Consider the following 14,142-nt stretch of genomic DNA (forward strand, 5'->3'; position numbering starts at 1 on the left):
TCCCGGCCGGCATCGGGGCCGCATCAGAAGCTGGCGTAGGTAACCCCCAGCCGGTACGTCCGACCGTACTCCTCATGCTGGGCGTTGTAGGCCTCGCGGTTCTGGTAGGCGTAATAGGGCCTGTCGTTGATGTTGGTGACCTCAAAGCTCACTTGGAGCTCGTTGGTCACGTAATAGCTGCTGGAAAAGTCCAGCTGGAAATGGTCCGACTGATAGATGTCGCCGGTGGACTCCAGCGGATCGCCGGTCTCGAGCAGGTACTCGGACTTGTAGTTGCCCGCGAGACGCATGCTCAGGTTGCGGTCCTCGTACCCCAGACTGAGATTACCCGTCACGTCGGACTGGCCGGGAAGGTCGATATCGCGGCTCTCGAAGCGGCCTTCATCCGCATTGAAACCGGTGATCGAGGCATCGGAATCAGTGAGGGTCACGTTTGCGTTGACCAGCACGCCACCGAGCACGCCCGGCAATGAGGCAAACTGATGGCTGCCCGCCAGTTCCAGGCCCATGAGATCCGCATCGTCCCCGTTCTCGAAGGTCGCCGCCTCATCAAAGTCATTCATGTTCAGGCCCCGGCGGGTCTGGCCGGTTCCCGCAAGGTCCGTCTCGAAGATGAAGTTCTTGATGTCCTTGTAGAACAGGTGGGCGGAAACGGCACTGGTATCGCTGATGTAGTGCTCAATGCCCAGGTCCAGGTTGTCCGCCTCCAGCGGATCCAGGTTCGGGTTGCCGAACTCTGCTTCATCACCATCGATGATGATGGCCGGCGAGAGTTCCTCGAACACAGGGCGCGCCAGCGATTGCGTGAAGGAAGAGCGGATCAGGGTCCTGTCCGTAAGCTGGTAGCGCGCATGCAGCGACCCCAGCAGGTTGCCGTAATCGTTGGTGGCTGTCTCGGTCGTGAAGGTATCGTTCTCAAAGCGGCTGCCGCGCCCTTCGAGGCTGGTGTCCTCATAGCGCACGCCACCGATCAGACGCAGGTCATCAATATCGAGCGTCCCCATCAGGTAGCCGGCACTGATGTCCTCATCGATCCGGAAATCCTCAATCTGGGATTCTTCCTCATCCAGGTTGGACTCCAGGTCCAGATTGGCCAGCTCCTCGCGGACGGCCCCGGGATTGAAGGTGTTGCCGAAGCGTCCGAAACGCCAGTCCGCCTCACCGTTGGTGAAGTTGTCGGCCGTGGGATTACCCAGGTCATCGCCATCAAAGGCATAGAGGGTGATGTCGCGCTCCTTAGTGCGCTCGGTACGCTTGGCACCGAATTTGACGCTCGCCGGATTGGTGTTGACCACGAAGTCGCGTTTGAAATCCACTTTGAACCCGACTTCTTCGTCAGTCACATCGCCGTGCTCCAGCTCGGCTTCATCCAGCTCGAAGTTGGCGTCATCGTAGAAGTTGTCGGGCAGATTCAGACGCGGACGCTTGGTTCCGGAGTAGCTTACCCCCTGGATCGAATCGATGGGGGTAAAGATGGCCTCGCCCATGGCCAGCTCATCGGGTCCTTCCTCTTCCGAGGCCTCGCTATAGCTGGCCTCGTATTCCAGGGTCCAGCTGTCGATAATGTGCTCACCGCCGGCCTTGGCGGAGAAGATCTCCTGGGTTTCCACCCGATCCTTGAGCTCACGCTCCACCTCGGCATCGGCGGTACCCCCGGGCGCCAGCGGGTCATCAAACTCAATGACATTGGCGTTGCGCTGCTCGTCGTCCGTGAACTCCGAGTACATGGTCCGAAAGTGGTAGCGGTTGGCCGCGTCCTGTTCGAAGTCCAGGTTGAGCGCCAGGCCGGTGCGTTCACGGTTGATGCTGGTGTAATCGCGTTGCTCGATCTCGTCAAAGCCAGGCGTGTCACCCTCAAAATCCCAGCTGCCACCGGTCTCGATGTTATCCGAACCGAAATCCCGGTCCTCGTAGCTCACCGCGGCGGCCACACCCAGGCGCCCCCCCGCAACGTTGAAGGTGCGTCCTCCGGAAACAGCCAGCTTCGGGCTGGTCTCGTCCGTCAGGTCGTTGTGGCTGCCCTGACCAGAAACCTTGTAAAAGGGCCCCTCCTTATCCAGTGCAGAGACACTGCGGACATCAATGCTGCCACCGACGGCATCCGCATCCATATCCGGCGTCAGCGCCTTGGTGACCACCAGCGAGTCGATCAGGTCCGAGGGCAGGACGTCCAGAGCCACCGCACGCTGATCATCCTCGGGGGCGGGAACCCGCACGCCATCGATGGTGGTATTGTTCAGGTTGGGGGCGGTGCCCCGAACCCTGACGAAACGGCCTTCGCCCTGATCCCTTTCAATGGAAAGGCCGGGCAGGCGCTGCAGCGCCTCCGAGGCGTTGCTGTCGGGCAGTGAGTTGATGCCATCCGAATGCACGATAGTCTGCAGGTTATCCGCATCACGCTGGTCGGCGAGGGCACGACGCAGCTGGGCGCTCTGGCCCACAACAACCATTTCCTCATCGGCTGCCGGGGCCGGGGTCTGCGGATCCTGCTGTGCCTGACCCACGGCGGGGATGCAGGCAACAGCGATGGCGAGCGGTAGCAGGGCCGTTCGAACCCGGGGTGGATGACTCATCGGATCTCTTGCGGTCATGATTTTCTCCCTCTGGTTGGCCTATGGACGGGATCGTCGTCCGTTCGCGGCCAACACTGGGCCCATGACATGTCAGTCAGGTGACAGTAATGTTCAGGACAGACAAAGAGCCTGACCTGATATGACCCCACCCTGCTTTAATAACACTGTCACAAACAGCTGTTATAAGCCTCAAACTCCAACCGCTGCATGAACGCCGACGCGGAGAACCGCTTTGATCCAGACCCTGAAGCTGCACTCCCTCAAGTGGCTCTGCATCGCCCTCTACCTGCCATTCTCCCTCGCGGCGGCCACCCTGGTCGGCACTCCCAGGGGATGGCGGAACATCGATTGGCTGGACGTCTTCGGCGAGGGAGGCGGCGCCCTGATGGTTCTGGCCTGGACACTGCTGATACTGGGCAGCCGCCCGGCAGGCACCGTCAGCAACCTGATCTTTGCCGGCCTGGGCCTGATCTTCGTCTCGCTCTGGCAGGACAACATCGACGAATTCTGGATCATTCCGGATGCCCAGCTTTGGGACACCTGGCTGGAGAACGTTCCCATGCCTATTGGCGTGGTCATCCTCACGCTGGGATTGATCCGGTGGTACCAGGAGCAGCGCATCCTCATGGCCCAGTTGAGCAAGCGGGAACGCTTCCGGCGCGAACACCGGTCCGTGGACCCTGTCACCCGGCTCGCCTCGGCGGACTACCTTGAACAGCAACTGGATGTGGAGCTCAGGGCCGCCCGGCGGGACCAGGCTCCCGTTTCCCTGCTGCTGCTGGACGTAGACGGGTTTGACCGCATCAACCGCCGCCATGGTGTTGCCGAAGGGGACCGGCTGCTGCAGGCCCTGACCGATCTACTGTTGCTCAACCTCAGGGACGGCGACCTGATGTGCCGCTATGGTGGCGACCGGTTCGCGATCATGCTGCCCCACACCAACGAAACCATGGCGGTGATCATGGCGGGTGAGCTGACCGCCGCCGTAAGCCATTTCGCCTACCACACCCACTACGAGGGAGAACGGGTGCGACTCACCGCAAGCGTGGGTCTGGCGCTGGCGCTGAGCGACTCCCCGCGGGCGTTGATGCAGCGGGCGGATCATGCGCTCGCGGACGCCAAGCAAAAGGGGGCGGGCAGCCATGCCTCGGCAGCCTGACACAGATGTCCAGCCCCACCACTGGCGGTCACCGGACGAACGCCACCTCCCTGCGCACTTCCACCCCGCCCTGCTCATCGAGCTGGCACAGGCACGCGATGTTCCCGAACACCGCCTGCTCCGGCACACTGGCCTGTTCACGGACGATATCGTGAAGGGGAAGGTCCTTATCTCGGACCATCAGTACCGGCGCCTGCTCGACAACGTGCAGCAACATTGCCAGGCAGAGGAGCTGGCCCTGCTCTGGGGGCGGCAGATGCTGCCCGGGCACTATGGTCCGTTGAGCACATGCCTGCAGCACGCCCCCAACCTTGCGGAAGCACTGACCTACCTCCATGACTACCGGCATGACCTGTGCCCGCTGCTTTTCCCGCAATGGTGGCGGGACAGCCAATGGTGCTACCTGCTCTGGGCGGATGGTGGCACTGGACGGGTCCGCCCCTTTGTTGCCCGGGCCATGATGGCCGCTGTTTACGGGCTGGCCCGTTACCGTACCGGGCGTACCCCGGAATGGCACTTCCTGTTCTCGCAACGGCGCCCCGCCAATCCGGCAGCGCACGAGGTCAGCCTGGGGGGGCGGGTGTGGTTCGGCACCGGTGTCGATATGATGATCCTGCCACTGAACGACCTGAACGAACCCTGGCTGGACAGTTCAACAACGGCGCTCAGTGTGGCCCGACACCAGCTTCCCCGGGAGCCCGTTCCGGAAAGCCTGCCAGAAGTGGTGTACCACCTGCTGATGGCCAGGGCGGAAGCCCTTCCCTCGCTGGAGGAAACCGCGGGGATACTGGGCATGAGTGCCGCATCCCTCAAGCGCCGGCTGCGCGACTGCGGCACCCATTTCCAGTCCCTGTGCGACGAGGTCCGCCTCCATTACAGCCTGTACCTGTCCCAGGTGCTCAGGCTGGGCACCGAGGCCATCGCCGAGCGCCTCTGCAACGGGGACAGGGCCAACTTCCGCCGCAGCTTCCGGCGCTGGACGGGTATGACGCCCGCCCGCTACCGGCAATGGCTGATGCCCTGATGACCTCTGCCCAGGGCGTCAGACGACCGAGAGGATGCCGCTGAGCTCATAGATGCGACCATCGTCCGCTGCCCCGGACTGGCCGAGCTGGGAGCTGAAATAGAGGCGGTCGCCGTCGGGCGAAAAAGCCGGGCCGCAGATCTCACTGTCGCGGTGGCCCACGAAATCCACCACCGGCGTGGCCACCATGTCCGGCCCGAGCACCACCAGCCGCATCTCGGGCCCATCCTCGGCCACCAGGACCTCGCCGCGGCGTGAGACAGTCACGTTATCGACGTCCGCGATGGAGGGATCCAGGGAGCCGCGCTGACGGTCATAAACCACCTGGAGCCGGTCACTTCCCGGCTCCAGCAGCCAGACACGGTTATCCCCCTTGGTGGCGAAGAAGATCCTGCCCTCGTGGTACCAGATGCCTTCACCCCCATCGAAACGGGTCGCCCCCCCGATCTGGCGGCGTGTGGGCGTATCCCCTTCAAACAGCGGATCCGGCACCCGCTGCCAGTTCACCCCGGTCTCACCCCGGGTCGGATCCGAATCAGCAACCAATGCTTCCAGGGTACCGGACGACAGGTCCGGCTTTTCCCCTTGCGGCCAGTCCTCCGGGGTAAAACGGTAAAGGAGGCCATCGGGCTCATCCTCGGTCAGAAAGAGATAACCGTTGACCGGATCCACGGCAACCGCCTCGTGCTTGAAGGTCCCGAGTGCCGGGCGGACGCCGGCCGGCTCCTTCCCGGTCGGATCACACTCGAAGACCCGACCGCGATCGTACTCCTCGCAGGAAAGCCAGGTCTGCCAGGGGGTGGGGCCGCCGGCACAGTTTGCCCGGGTTCCGGCACAGATTCCGTAGGCATCCACCACATCGCCATCCGCCTTGAAGCGCAGCGCGCCCACGCCGCCCTGCTCCGGCTCCCGCACCTCACTGTTGGAGACGTAGATCCAGCCACCGTCATCGGTGGCAAAGGTTGCACCCCCATCGGGAACAGGATGCCAGCTGTACCCGCCCCCGGGCACGGGGACGGTGCCACTTCGCGCCACCTCGCGGATGCGGGTTCCCTCGGGAATCCACACCTGCGTATCTCCGACGGTCACGCGGGTACGATTCCGCGCCGCCGCCGCCAGTCGCGCCGGCTCCAGGGCACTGTCGGCTGCCGTGGCCCTGGGCGCACCGCACCCCCAAAGGCTGACGCCGCCGGCCAGGATGCCGGCCCCGACCAGCGACTGCTGAAGGAAACGGCGGCGCTCGGGGTTATGGTCTACCTCCGAAACAGAATGCTCTCGATTCATGCAGGCTCTCCTCGCTATCGGCTGAAGGCCGCTTACGGGCCATCGTGTGAAGCGGACGATGGCGTAACGGCATTACAATGCGATGACAGCCGCCCAGCGGGCCTGATCCGGAAAGACCCCGTGATTGAGTCTGGAGCCGGTTTCACCGATAATACCGCAGCCCCAAACCCCGGCCGACGAGAGCATTCCCGGCATGAAAGACCGCATTCCCGAGTTACTGGATCAAGCAGTGGATACACTCATCAGCGAGGGGACACTCCCCGCTGATTTCAGGCCTGATATCGGTGTGGAAACCACCCGTGATAAGAGCCATGGCGACTTCGCCACCAACATGGCCATGAAGTCTTCCAAGGCCGCGGGCATGAAACCCCGGGAACTGGCGGAGCACATCATTCGTGCCCTGCCACAGGACAGCGCCATTGCCAAGGCAGAGATCGCGGGGCCGGGCTTCATCAACTTCTTTGTCAGCCACACCAGCCATTTCGATGTCCTCCGGAATATCCGGGAACAGGGCCGGGAGTTCGGCAAACAGGACCTGGGCAAGGGCACCCGCATCCAGGTCGAGTTCGTCTCCGCCAACCCCACCGGTCCCCTGCACGTGGGCCACGGGCGCGGCGCCGCCTACGGGGCGAGCGTTGCGGGTCTGCTGGAAGCCGTGGGCTACGACGTTCACCGTGAATACTACGTCAACGACGCCGGGCGCCAGATGAGCATCCTGGCGCTCAGTGTCTGGCTGCGCTATCTGGAACAGGGTGGTGAGTCCTTCACCTTCCCCGCCAACGGCTACCGCGGCGACTATGTCCTGCCCATTGCCCGCCAGCTGCGCGAGGATGCAGGTGACAGCCTCCAGCACCCTGCCGCCACCGTCTTCAGCGGCGTCCCGGCGGACGAACCCGAGGGCGGCGACAAGGAAGCCCACATTGATGGCCTGGTGCAGCGCGCCCGGGCACTCATCGGCGAAGAGGCCTTCGCCCGGGTCTTTGACCTCGCACTCAACGCCATCCTCACGGACATCAAGGAAGACCTGGCCGGTTTCGGCATCCACTTCGACGAATGGTTCTCCGAGCGCAGCCTGCGCCCGGACATCGAGGATGCCCTGCAGCGGCTTGAGCGCAACGGTCACCTGTACCAGGAAAACGGCGCCACCTGGTTCCGCGCCACCACCTTCGGTGACGACAAGGACCGCGTGGTGCGCCGCGATAATGGCGAAACCACCTACTTCGCCTCGGACATCGCCTACCACCTGAACAAGTTCGAGCGTGGCTTCGACAAGGTCATCAACGTCTGGGGGGCGGACCACCATGGCTACATGGCCCGGGTACGCGGCGCCATCGAGGCCCTGGGCGTGGATCCCGGCAGGCTCGACATCCAGCTGGTGCAGTTCGCCATTCTCTACCGGGGCAGTGAGCGGCTTTCCATGTCCACCCGCAGCGGCTCCTTCGTCACCCTGCGCGAGCTGCGTGATGAAGTGGGCAAGGACGCAGCGCGTTTCTTCTACGTCACGCGCAAGGCCGAACAGCACATGGACTTTGACCTGGAGCTGGCCAAGTCCGAAAGCAAGGACAACCCCGTCTATTACATCCAGTACGCTCATGCCCGGGTCTGCAGCATGCTGGAAAAGATGCGTGCCCAGGGCCTGGACAGCAGCGTCAGCCTGGAACCGGCCATCCTGGAACACCTCGAACTCGAGGAAGAGAAGGATATCGCCGCCATGATGGCCCGTTACCCGGAGATTCTGGGAAGGGCGGCGGAAGCGCTGGAGCCCCACCAGCTCACCCATTACCTGCGGGACCTGGCCGGCCAGTTCCACAGCTACTACAACGCCCACAAGGTGCTGGTGGACGATGACCCGCTCCGCCAGGCGCGGGTTGCCCTGTCGCTGGCGGTGCAGCAGGTCCTGGCCAACGGCCTCGAACTGCTTGGTGTCAACGCACCGGAATCCATGTAAGGGACGCGATCATGGCCAAGGAAAAGGACTCGACCTCCCTGCGCTGGCTGATCCCGGTGGCGCTGCTTTCCGGGTTCGTGGGGTTCCTTGTCTATCTGGACTCACTGGACCCCGACGGCGATGACAGGCCGCCGGAGACCACCAGCGCTCCCGAACAGCAGCCGGAGCAGGAAAGCAGCGGCGAGACGCCCCGGTTCAAGTTCTATGAAATGCTGCCGGACTCCGAGGTCGCCACGCCGGATATCGAGGCCTACCGTCCGGACGAGTCCGAAAGCGACCGGAACCTGGAGTACATATTGCAGGCCGGCTCCTTCCAGAGCCGGGAAGACGCCGAGCGCCAGCGTGCCCAGGTCGGCTTCCAGGGCCTCAGGGCGCGCATCTCCGAAGTCAGCGTGGACGATGGCGGCGTCTGGTACCGCGTCATGGTCGGCCCCTTCGACTCCCGCAGCCGCATGAACCAGGCCGTGGACCGCCTTGTCGAGATCAACATCCAGCCGATGGTGCGCCGGCGCAACGCCGAAGGTGAGGGCTGAGGCCCTTCCGGCACACCTTGAAATACCGTTTCCAAGCCCCCACTTCCGGATAAACCCCAAACCCGGCAACCACGGGAGTACGCATGACAACCATTCTTTCAGTACGCCGTGACGGCGAAGTCGCCATGGGCGGCGACGGCCAGGTCTCCCTCGGTAATACCGTCATGAAAGGCAACGCCCGCAAAATACGGCGACTGTACAACGACCGTGTGCTCGCCGGCTTTGCCGGCGGCACGGCCGACGCCTTCACCCTGTTCGAGCGTTTCGAGGCGCAGCTGGAGAAGTACCAAGGCAACCTCACACGCGCCGCTGTGGAGCTGGCCAAGGACTGGCGCACGGACCGGGCCCTGAGGCGGCTCGAGGCCATGCTGGCAGTGGCCGACGCGGAAACCTCGCTGATCATCACTGGCAACGGCGATGTGGTCGAGCCCGAGGAAAGCCTGATCGCCATGGGCTCCGGTGGCCCGTACGCCCAGGCCGCGGCCAGGGCCATGCTCGAGAACACCCAGCTCACGGCGCGCGAGATCACCGAGAAAGGCCTCGATATCGCCGCCGATATCTGCGTCTACACCAACCATAACCGCGCGCTGGAAGTCATCGAACCCAGCGGCTGACAGGAGTATTCATGGCAGGCATGACCCCCCGGGAGATTGTTGACGAACTCAACCGCCACATCGTCGGCCAGGACGAGGCCAAGCGCTCCGTCGCCATTGCCCTGCGCAACCGCTGGCGGCGCATGCAGGCAGAGACCGACATCCAGGACGAGATCACCCCCAAGAACATCCTCATGATCGGCCCCACGGGCGTGGGCAAGACCGAGATCGCGCGCCGGCTGGCAAAACTGGCGGAAGCGCCCTTCATCAAGGTGGAGGCCACCAAGTTCACCGAGGTGGGCTACGTGGGGCGCGACGTTGAATCCATCATCCGCGACCTGACCGAGAACGCCCTCTCGCTCCTGCGCGAGAAGGAAATGGCCCGGGTCCAGGACCGCGCCATGGACGCCGCCGAGGACCGCATCCTCGACGCCCTGCTGCGGCCACCGCGCGATCAGGAAGAGGACGAGAAAGCGGACAACAGCTCCGCCACGCGCCAGATGTTCCGCAAGAAACTGCGCGAGGGCGAGCTGGACGATAAGGAGATCGACATTGAGGTCAGCGCCAACAGCGGCGGCGTGGAGATCATGACCCCGCCGGGCATGGAGGAGATGACCAGCCAGCTCCAGTCGCTGTTCTCCAGCATGGGCAACGACAAGAGCAAGACCCGCCGCATGCGCGTGGCGGACGCCTTCGAGCAGGTACGTGAGGAAGAAGCCGCGCGGCTGGTCAACGAGGAGGAGATCAAGCAGCGCGCCATCCAGGTGGTTGAACAGAATGGCATCGTCTTCCTGGATGAGCTGGACAAGGTCGCCAAGAAGAGCGATTCACAGGGCTCCTCGGACGTCTCCCGCGAGGGCGTGCAGCGCGACCTGCTGCCGCTGATCGAGGGCAGCACCGTCAGCACCAAGTACGGCATGGTGCACACGGATCACATCCTGTTCATCGCCTCCGGCGCCTTCCACCTGACCAAGCCCTCGGACCTGATCCCCGAGCTCCAGGGCCGACTCCCCATCCGCGTGGAGCTCAAGGCCCTGACCCCGGGCGACTTCAAGCGGATCCTGACCGAGCCAAGGGCTTCACTGGTGGCCCAGTATGAAGCGCTGATGAGCGCGGAAGGCGTCAACCTGACCTTCACCGACGAGGCCATCGACCGCATTGCGGAGATTGCCTGGAAGGTCAACGAGAGCACCGAGAACATCGGGGCCCGCCGTCTGCACACGGTCATGGAGAAGCTTCTGGACGACATCTCCTTCGATGCCGGTGACCAGATCAGCGAGGCCTTCGAGGTCACGGCGGATTACGTGGAGCAGCAGCTCGGCGAGCTGGCCGAGGACGAGGACCTCAGCCGCTACATCCTGTGAGCCTCAGAGCATCTGTCGGGCGCTGTTGATCAGCCCCGACACCTGCTCCACGCCGGAGCCGAAACGGCTCCGGCGCCTGCCTTCCTGAGCCACAAACACCGGCAGCATCTCCCCGTAGAGACTGGTGCTGATGGTGCGCTGCTCATCCGCCAGAATATCCCGATTGATGGTAATGCCATGGGGCGCCAGCTGGCTCTCCAGCTCATCGGCACGGCGCAGCAGGTCGCGCCGGGTCATCTGATAGGCGTGCTCACAGACCATGCGCCGGGACTGGAAGCTGAACACGTTCGAGAAGAACAGCTTGGCGTCATCACGCTCCGGCTGGAACAGGACAATGTCCGAATCCGGATACTGGTCGGCGTACTGCGCAATGCCCGCCTCCATGCGCGAATACACCATGGTCCGGAAGGTCTGCCCCAGGATGTTGGGCATGCCGGAATCGGTCAATGCCCCGGCGTTCATGGTGCCCGCACGCACTGCGGCGCTGGCATCGATGGGCACCAGCGGGTTGATGGCCAGCACCAGATCGGCCCCATCCTCCAGCGCCACCGAGGCATGCAGCCCCTTGCGCAGAGTACCGTCCACGTAGAAGCGGCCGTCGATCTCCACCGGCATGTAGATCCCCGGCGACGCAATGCTGGCCTGCACGGCCCGGGAGATGGGCACATGATCAAACCCGGGGGCTCCCAGCCGCACCGCCTCACTGCTCTCCAGATCGGCCGCAATGATGTAGAGCCTGTGGCGCAGCTGCCGGAAATCATTGGTCCGCCCCAGCATGCTGAAGGCACGGCGCAGGTACTCATGCAGCCCGGTGTTGTCGAACAGCCCCGCCGGTGCCACCTGGGCCAGTACCGTCAGCGCATCCAGCAGGCTCTGGTCATAGGGGTTACTGGCGAAACGCCCGAACGCTTCACGCAGCAGGCCCGGCACGGCCATCAGTCGACGCACGTACTCGCGGAACGCGGGCCGGTAGAACACCTCCGGATGGAAGGGGTGCACATCCGCCTCGTTCTTCACAAAGATCCGGCACAGCTGTGCCGTGGTCATCTGGTTGGCGAGATTGGCTGCAACGAAGGAGCCGGCGCTGACGCCGACGTAGACATAGAGGTCATTGAAGTCGACGCCGTCCAGCGCCTCATCCAGGGCCCGCAGCGCGCCAATCTCATAGATTCCGCCCAGTGGACCGCCGCCCCCGAGTGCCAGCCCGATCCGGGGCCGCTCCGGGCGCTCGGCGGACCTGCGTGACAGTGTTTCCATGGATTACCCCTTGATCTGACTGCTCACTCAAGACTAACGGTGTCTTCTAGAGTAGACATACTAGAAACAAGGATAGCACTGAATGGCCGCTCACTCCCGGGAGGCCGCCAGTTCCCGTACCCCGGAGCCACTGCGCTCCGGCCGGATAAAGCGCCCGATCCCGGCTTTGCGCAGGGCCAGCTCCACACAGCTGCGGATCACATGCGGCGAGTCCAGGGTCAGCACCTCCGCCAGCAGCCCCCGGGCCATATCCATGTCGATGCCACGGATCACGGATTTGATCCGCGGCAGATTGGAGGCGTTCATGGAAAGGGCGTCATAGCCCATGGCCAGAAGCAGTATGGCGCCCCCGGGGTCCCCCGCCAGCTCCCCGCAGATGCTGACCGGCTTGCCCACATCATGGCAATCCTGGGCCACCTGGCACAGTGCCTGGAGCACCGCCGGGTGATAAGAGTGATAGAGGCTGGCCACGCGCGGGTTGTTCCGGTCGACCGCCAGCAGGTACTGGGTCAGGTCGTTCGATCCCACCGACACGAAGTCGACCCGGGCCGCGATCTCCCGCACCTGGTACACGGCCGCGGGGATCTCGATCATGACCCCCACCTGGGGCATCGCCAGCTGGTAGCCCTCGTCACGCACCTCGTGCCAGGCACGATAGATCAGGTGCTGGGCCTCCTCGATCTCAGAGACATTGCTGATCATCGGCAGCATGATGCGCAGGTTGTCCAGCCCCTCACTCGCCTTGATCATGGCGCGGATCTGGACCAGGAACACCTCCGGGTGGTCCAGCGTCACCCGGATACCACGCCAGCCCAGGAAGGGGTTCTCCTCAACGATCGGGAAATAGGTCAGCGCCTTGTCACCGCCGATGTCCAGCGTGCGCATGGTCACCTCCGCCGGGGCGAAGGCCTCAAGCTGCTCGCGGTAATAGGCCTTCTGCTCCTGTTCGGAGGGGAACCGCTCATTGATCATGAACGGCACCTCGGTGCGGTACAGGCCAATGCCCTCCGCCCCGTGACTGAGTGAACGCACCACGTCCGTGATCAGGCCGGTGTTCACGAACAGCGGTATACGATGGCCATCCAGGGTCTCACACGGCTTGTCGCGCAGCTCCTCCAGCCCTTTGACCAGTTCCCGCTCTTCCTCAATGATGGACTCGAAGAAGGCCTTGAGTTCGGTGGAGGGCGAAGCGAAAATCTGGCCCTCGTAGCCGTCCACGATCAGTTCCCGGCCATCCAGCTGCGCCACCGGGATGTCCACCAGCCCCATGACCGTGGGCACTCCCATGGCGCGGGCCAGGATGGCCACGTGGGAGTTGCCGGAGCCGCGCACCGATACCAGGCCGGCCAGCTGGCCCTGGGGCACCTCCCCGAGCATCGCGGGCGTCAGCTCATCACTGACCAGGATTGTCCGCTCCGGGTACTCCAGTGTCTCCGACTCCCCTTCCTGGAGGTGGGAGAGCAGACGGCGGCCGAGGTCACGGATATCCACGGCCCGCTCACGCAGGTAATGATCCCCCATCATCTCGAAATGGCGGACGTACTGGTTCACCACCGCCTTGAGCGACCCCGGGGCCCAGAGCCCCTCACGGATGCGGTTCTCCACCTCGCCGGGCAGCGCATGGTCGTGGAGCATGCGCAGGTAGACCTCGAACAGGGCCTGTTCTTCCGGCCTCAGCTGCGGCGCAAGGCGCTCGCCCACCTGTTCCACGTCGTCCCGTACCGCGGAGACGGCCGCGCGGAAGCGCTCGATCTCCGCATCCACATCCTCACAGCGCTTGTCCGGCACCGAATCCAGATCCGCCGGCGGAAACACCACCACGCCGGTCCCGATGGCCACGCCCTGGGCACCGGCAACACCGCTGAAGGCCACATCCCGGGCCTGGTCACCGCTGATTGAGATACCGCCAATGGCGCCAGTCGCCTCACTGTGGGCAATAACCCCGGCAAGCTGGGCGGAAATGGTGACCAGGAAGGCTTCCTCACCCTCGTCGAAGCGGCGGGTGTTCTGGGTCTCCTGGACGACGATAACGCCCAGCACGCGACGGTGATGGATGATGGGCACGCCCAGGAAGGAGCCGAAGCGTTCCTCGCCGGTTTCCGGGAAGTAGCGGTTACGCGGGTGCTTCTGGGCATCCTCCAGGTTGATGGGCTCCTCACGGGACCCCACCAGGCCCACCAGGCCCTCCGAGGGCGCGATACGGACCTGGCCCACCGCGGACTTGTAGAGCCCTTCGGTGGCCTTGAGCACGTAACAGCCGGATTTGTCGTCGTAGAGATAGACCGAGCAGACCTCGGTGTGCATAGCGGTCTGGACACGCGCCGCTATGGTGTCCAGCGCGTCCTGCAGGTTGTTGATTCCATTCAGTTCCTGGACGATGCTTCGCAGCGTGCTGAGCATTGTGGTC

10 protein-coding genes are annotated in these 14,142 nt (G+C 63.9%); 6 read left to right on the forward strand and 4 right to left on the reverse strand.

Annotation, left to right across the window (positions count from 1 at the left end; all coding sequences use genetic code 11):
* Positions 1–23 precede the first annotated feature (23 nt).
* The gene (locus CK501_RS12900; protein WP_095618153.1) at positions 24–2,591 is read right to left on the reverse strand and encodes a TonB-dependent receptor; all 2,568 of its coding nucleotides are present in this window, start codon (positions 2,589–2,591) and stop codon (positions 24–26) included.
* 214 nt (positions 2,592–2,805) lie between these two features.
* Between CK501_RS12900 and CK501_RS12905 the strand changes: the two genes are divergently transcribed.
* Both CK501_RS12905 and CK501_RS12910 read left to right on the forward strand, forming a co-directional pair.
* The gene (locus CK501_RS12905) at positions 2,806–3,732 is read left to right on the forward strand and encodes a GGDEF domain-containing protein (protein WP_095618154.1); all 927 of its coding nucleotides are present in this window, start codon (positions 2,806–2,808) and stop codon (positions 3,730–3,732) included.
* Complete coding sequence (locus tag CK501_RS12910; protein ID WP_158223121.1) at positions 3,716–4,756, forward strand: AraC family transcriptional regulator; 1,041 nt, start codon at positions 3,716–3,718, stop codon at positions 4,754–4,756. Before CK501_RS12905 ends, CK501_RS12910 begins: the two co-directional genes overlap by 17 nt.
* An 18-nt stretch (positions 4,757–4,774) precedes the next feature.
* Here the strand turns inward: CK501_RS12910 and CK501_RS12915 are convergent, their stop codons facing one another.
* Positions 4,775–6,040: an alkaline phosphatase PhoX gene (locus tag CK501_RS12915; protein ID WP_095618156.1), complete on the reverse strand. Its 1,266-nt coding sequence runs from the start codon at positions 6,038–6,040 to the stop codon at positions 4,775–4,777.
* 193 nt (positions 6,041–6,233) lie between these two features.
* Here CK501_RS12915 and argS point away from each other — a divergent pair, with 193 nt between their 5' ends.
* The 4 genes from argS (at position 6,234) to hslU (ending at position 10,478) form a co-directional block, all read left to right on the forward strand.
* On the forward strand, positions 6,234–7,988 hold the full coding sequence (gene argS / locus CK501_RS12920; protein ID WP_095618157.1) for an arginine--tRNA ligase: 1,755 nt from the start codon (positions 6,234–6,236) through the stop codon (positions 7,986–7,988).
* A gap of 11 nt (positions 7,989–7,999) precedes the next feature.
* Complete coding sequence (locus CK501_RS12925; RefSeq protein ID WP_198949513.1) at positions 8,000–8,521, forward strand: SPOR domain-containing protein; 522 nt, start codon at positions 8,000–8,002, stop codon at positions 8,519–8,521.
* Between the two features lie 83 nt (positions 8,522–8,604).
* Positions 8,605–9,135: an ATP-dependent protease subunit HslV gene (gene hslV, locus CK501_RS12930; RefSeq protein WP_095618158.1), complete on the forward strand. Its 531-nt coding sequence runs from the start codon at positions 8,605–8,607 to the stop codon at positions 9,133–9,135.
* An 11-nt stretch (positions 9,136–9,146) separates the two neighbouring features.
* The gene (gene hslU, locus CK501_RS12935; protein ID WP_095618159.1) at positions 9,147–10,478 is read left to right on the forward strand and encodes an ATP-dependent protease ATPase subunit HslU; all 1,332 of its coding nucleotides are present in this window, start codon (positions 9,147–9,149) and stop codon (positions 10,476–10,478) included.
* 3 nt (positions 10,479–10,481) lie between these two features.
* Here hslU and CK501_RS12940 read toward each other — a convergent pair whose 3' ends face one another.
* Complete coding sequence (locus tag CK501_RS12940; protein ID WP_095618160.1) at positions 10,482–11,735, reverse strand: patatin-like phospholipase family protein; 1,254 nt, start codon at positions 11,733–11,735, stop codon at positions 10,482–10,484.
* 90 nt (positions 11,736–11,825) lie between these two features.
* Positions 11,826–14,135, reverse strand: a complete 2,310-nt coding sequence (gene ptsP, locus CK501_RS12945) for a phosphoenolpyruvate--protein phosphotransferase (protein WP_095618161.1) — start codon at positions 14,133–14,135, stop codon at positions 11,826–11,828.
* Positions 14,136–14,142: the final 7 nt, after the last annotated feature.

Origin of the sequence: Halovibrio salipaludis, assembly GCF_002286965.1 — a bacterium.
Classification (GTDB): domain Bacteria; phylum Pseudomonadota; class Gammaproteobacteria; order Pseudomonadales; family Oleiphilaceae; genus Halospina; species Halospina salipaludis.

Excerpts from the sequence above, each read along its gene's own strand:
- CK501_RS12900 (WP_095618153.1), bottom strand. The coding sequence starts at position 2,591 with ATGACCGCAAGAGATCCGATGAGTCATCCACCCCGGGTTCGAACGGCC.
- CK501_RS12910 (WP_158223121.1), top strand. The coding sequence starts at position 3,716 with ATGCCTCGGCAGCCTGACACAGATGTCCAGCCCCACCACTGGCGGTCA.
- CK501_RS12915 (WP_095618156.1), bottom strand. The coding sequence starts at position 6,040 with ATGAATCGAGAGCATTCTGTTTCGGAGGTAGACCATAACCCCGAGCGC.
- argS (WP_095618157.1), top strand. The coding sequence starts at position 6,234 with ATGAAAGACCGCATTCCCGAGTTACTGGATCAAGCAGTGGATACACTC.
- CK501_RS12925 (WP_198949513.1), top strand. The coding sequence starts at position 8,000 with ATGGCCAAGGAAAAGGACTCGACCTCCCTGCGCTGGCTGATCCCGGTG.
- hslV (WP_095618158.1), top strand. The coding sequence starts at position 8,605 with ATGACAACCATTCTTTCAGTACGCCGTGACGGCGAAGTCGCCATGGGC.
- hslU (WP_095618159.1), top strand. The coding sequence starts at position 9,147 with ATGGCAGGCATGACCCCCCGGGAGATTGTTGACGAACTCAACCGCCAC.
- CK501_RS12940 (WP_095618160.1), bottom strand. The coding sequence starts at position 11,735 with ATGGAAACACTGTCACGCAGGTCCGCCGAGCGCCCGGAGCGGCCCCGG.
- ptsP (WP_095618161.1), bottom strand. The coding sequence starts at position 14,135 with ATGCTCAGCACGCTGCGAAGCATCGTCCAGGAACTGAATGGAATCAAC.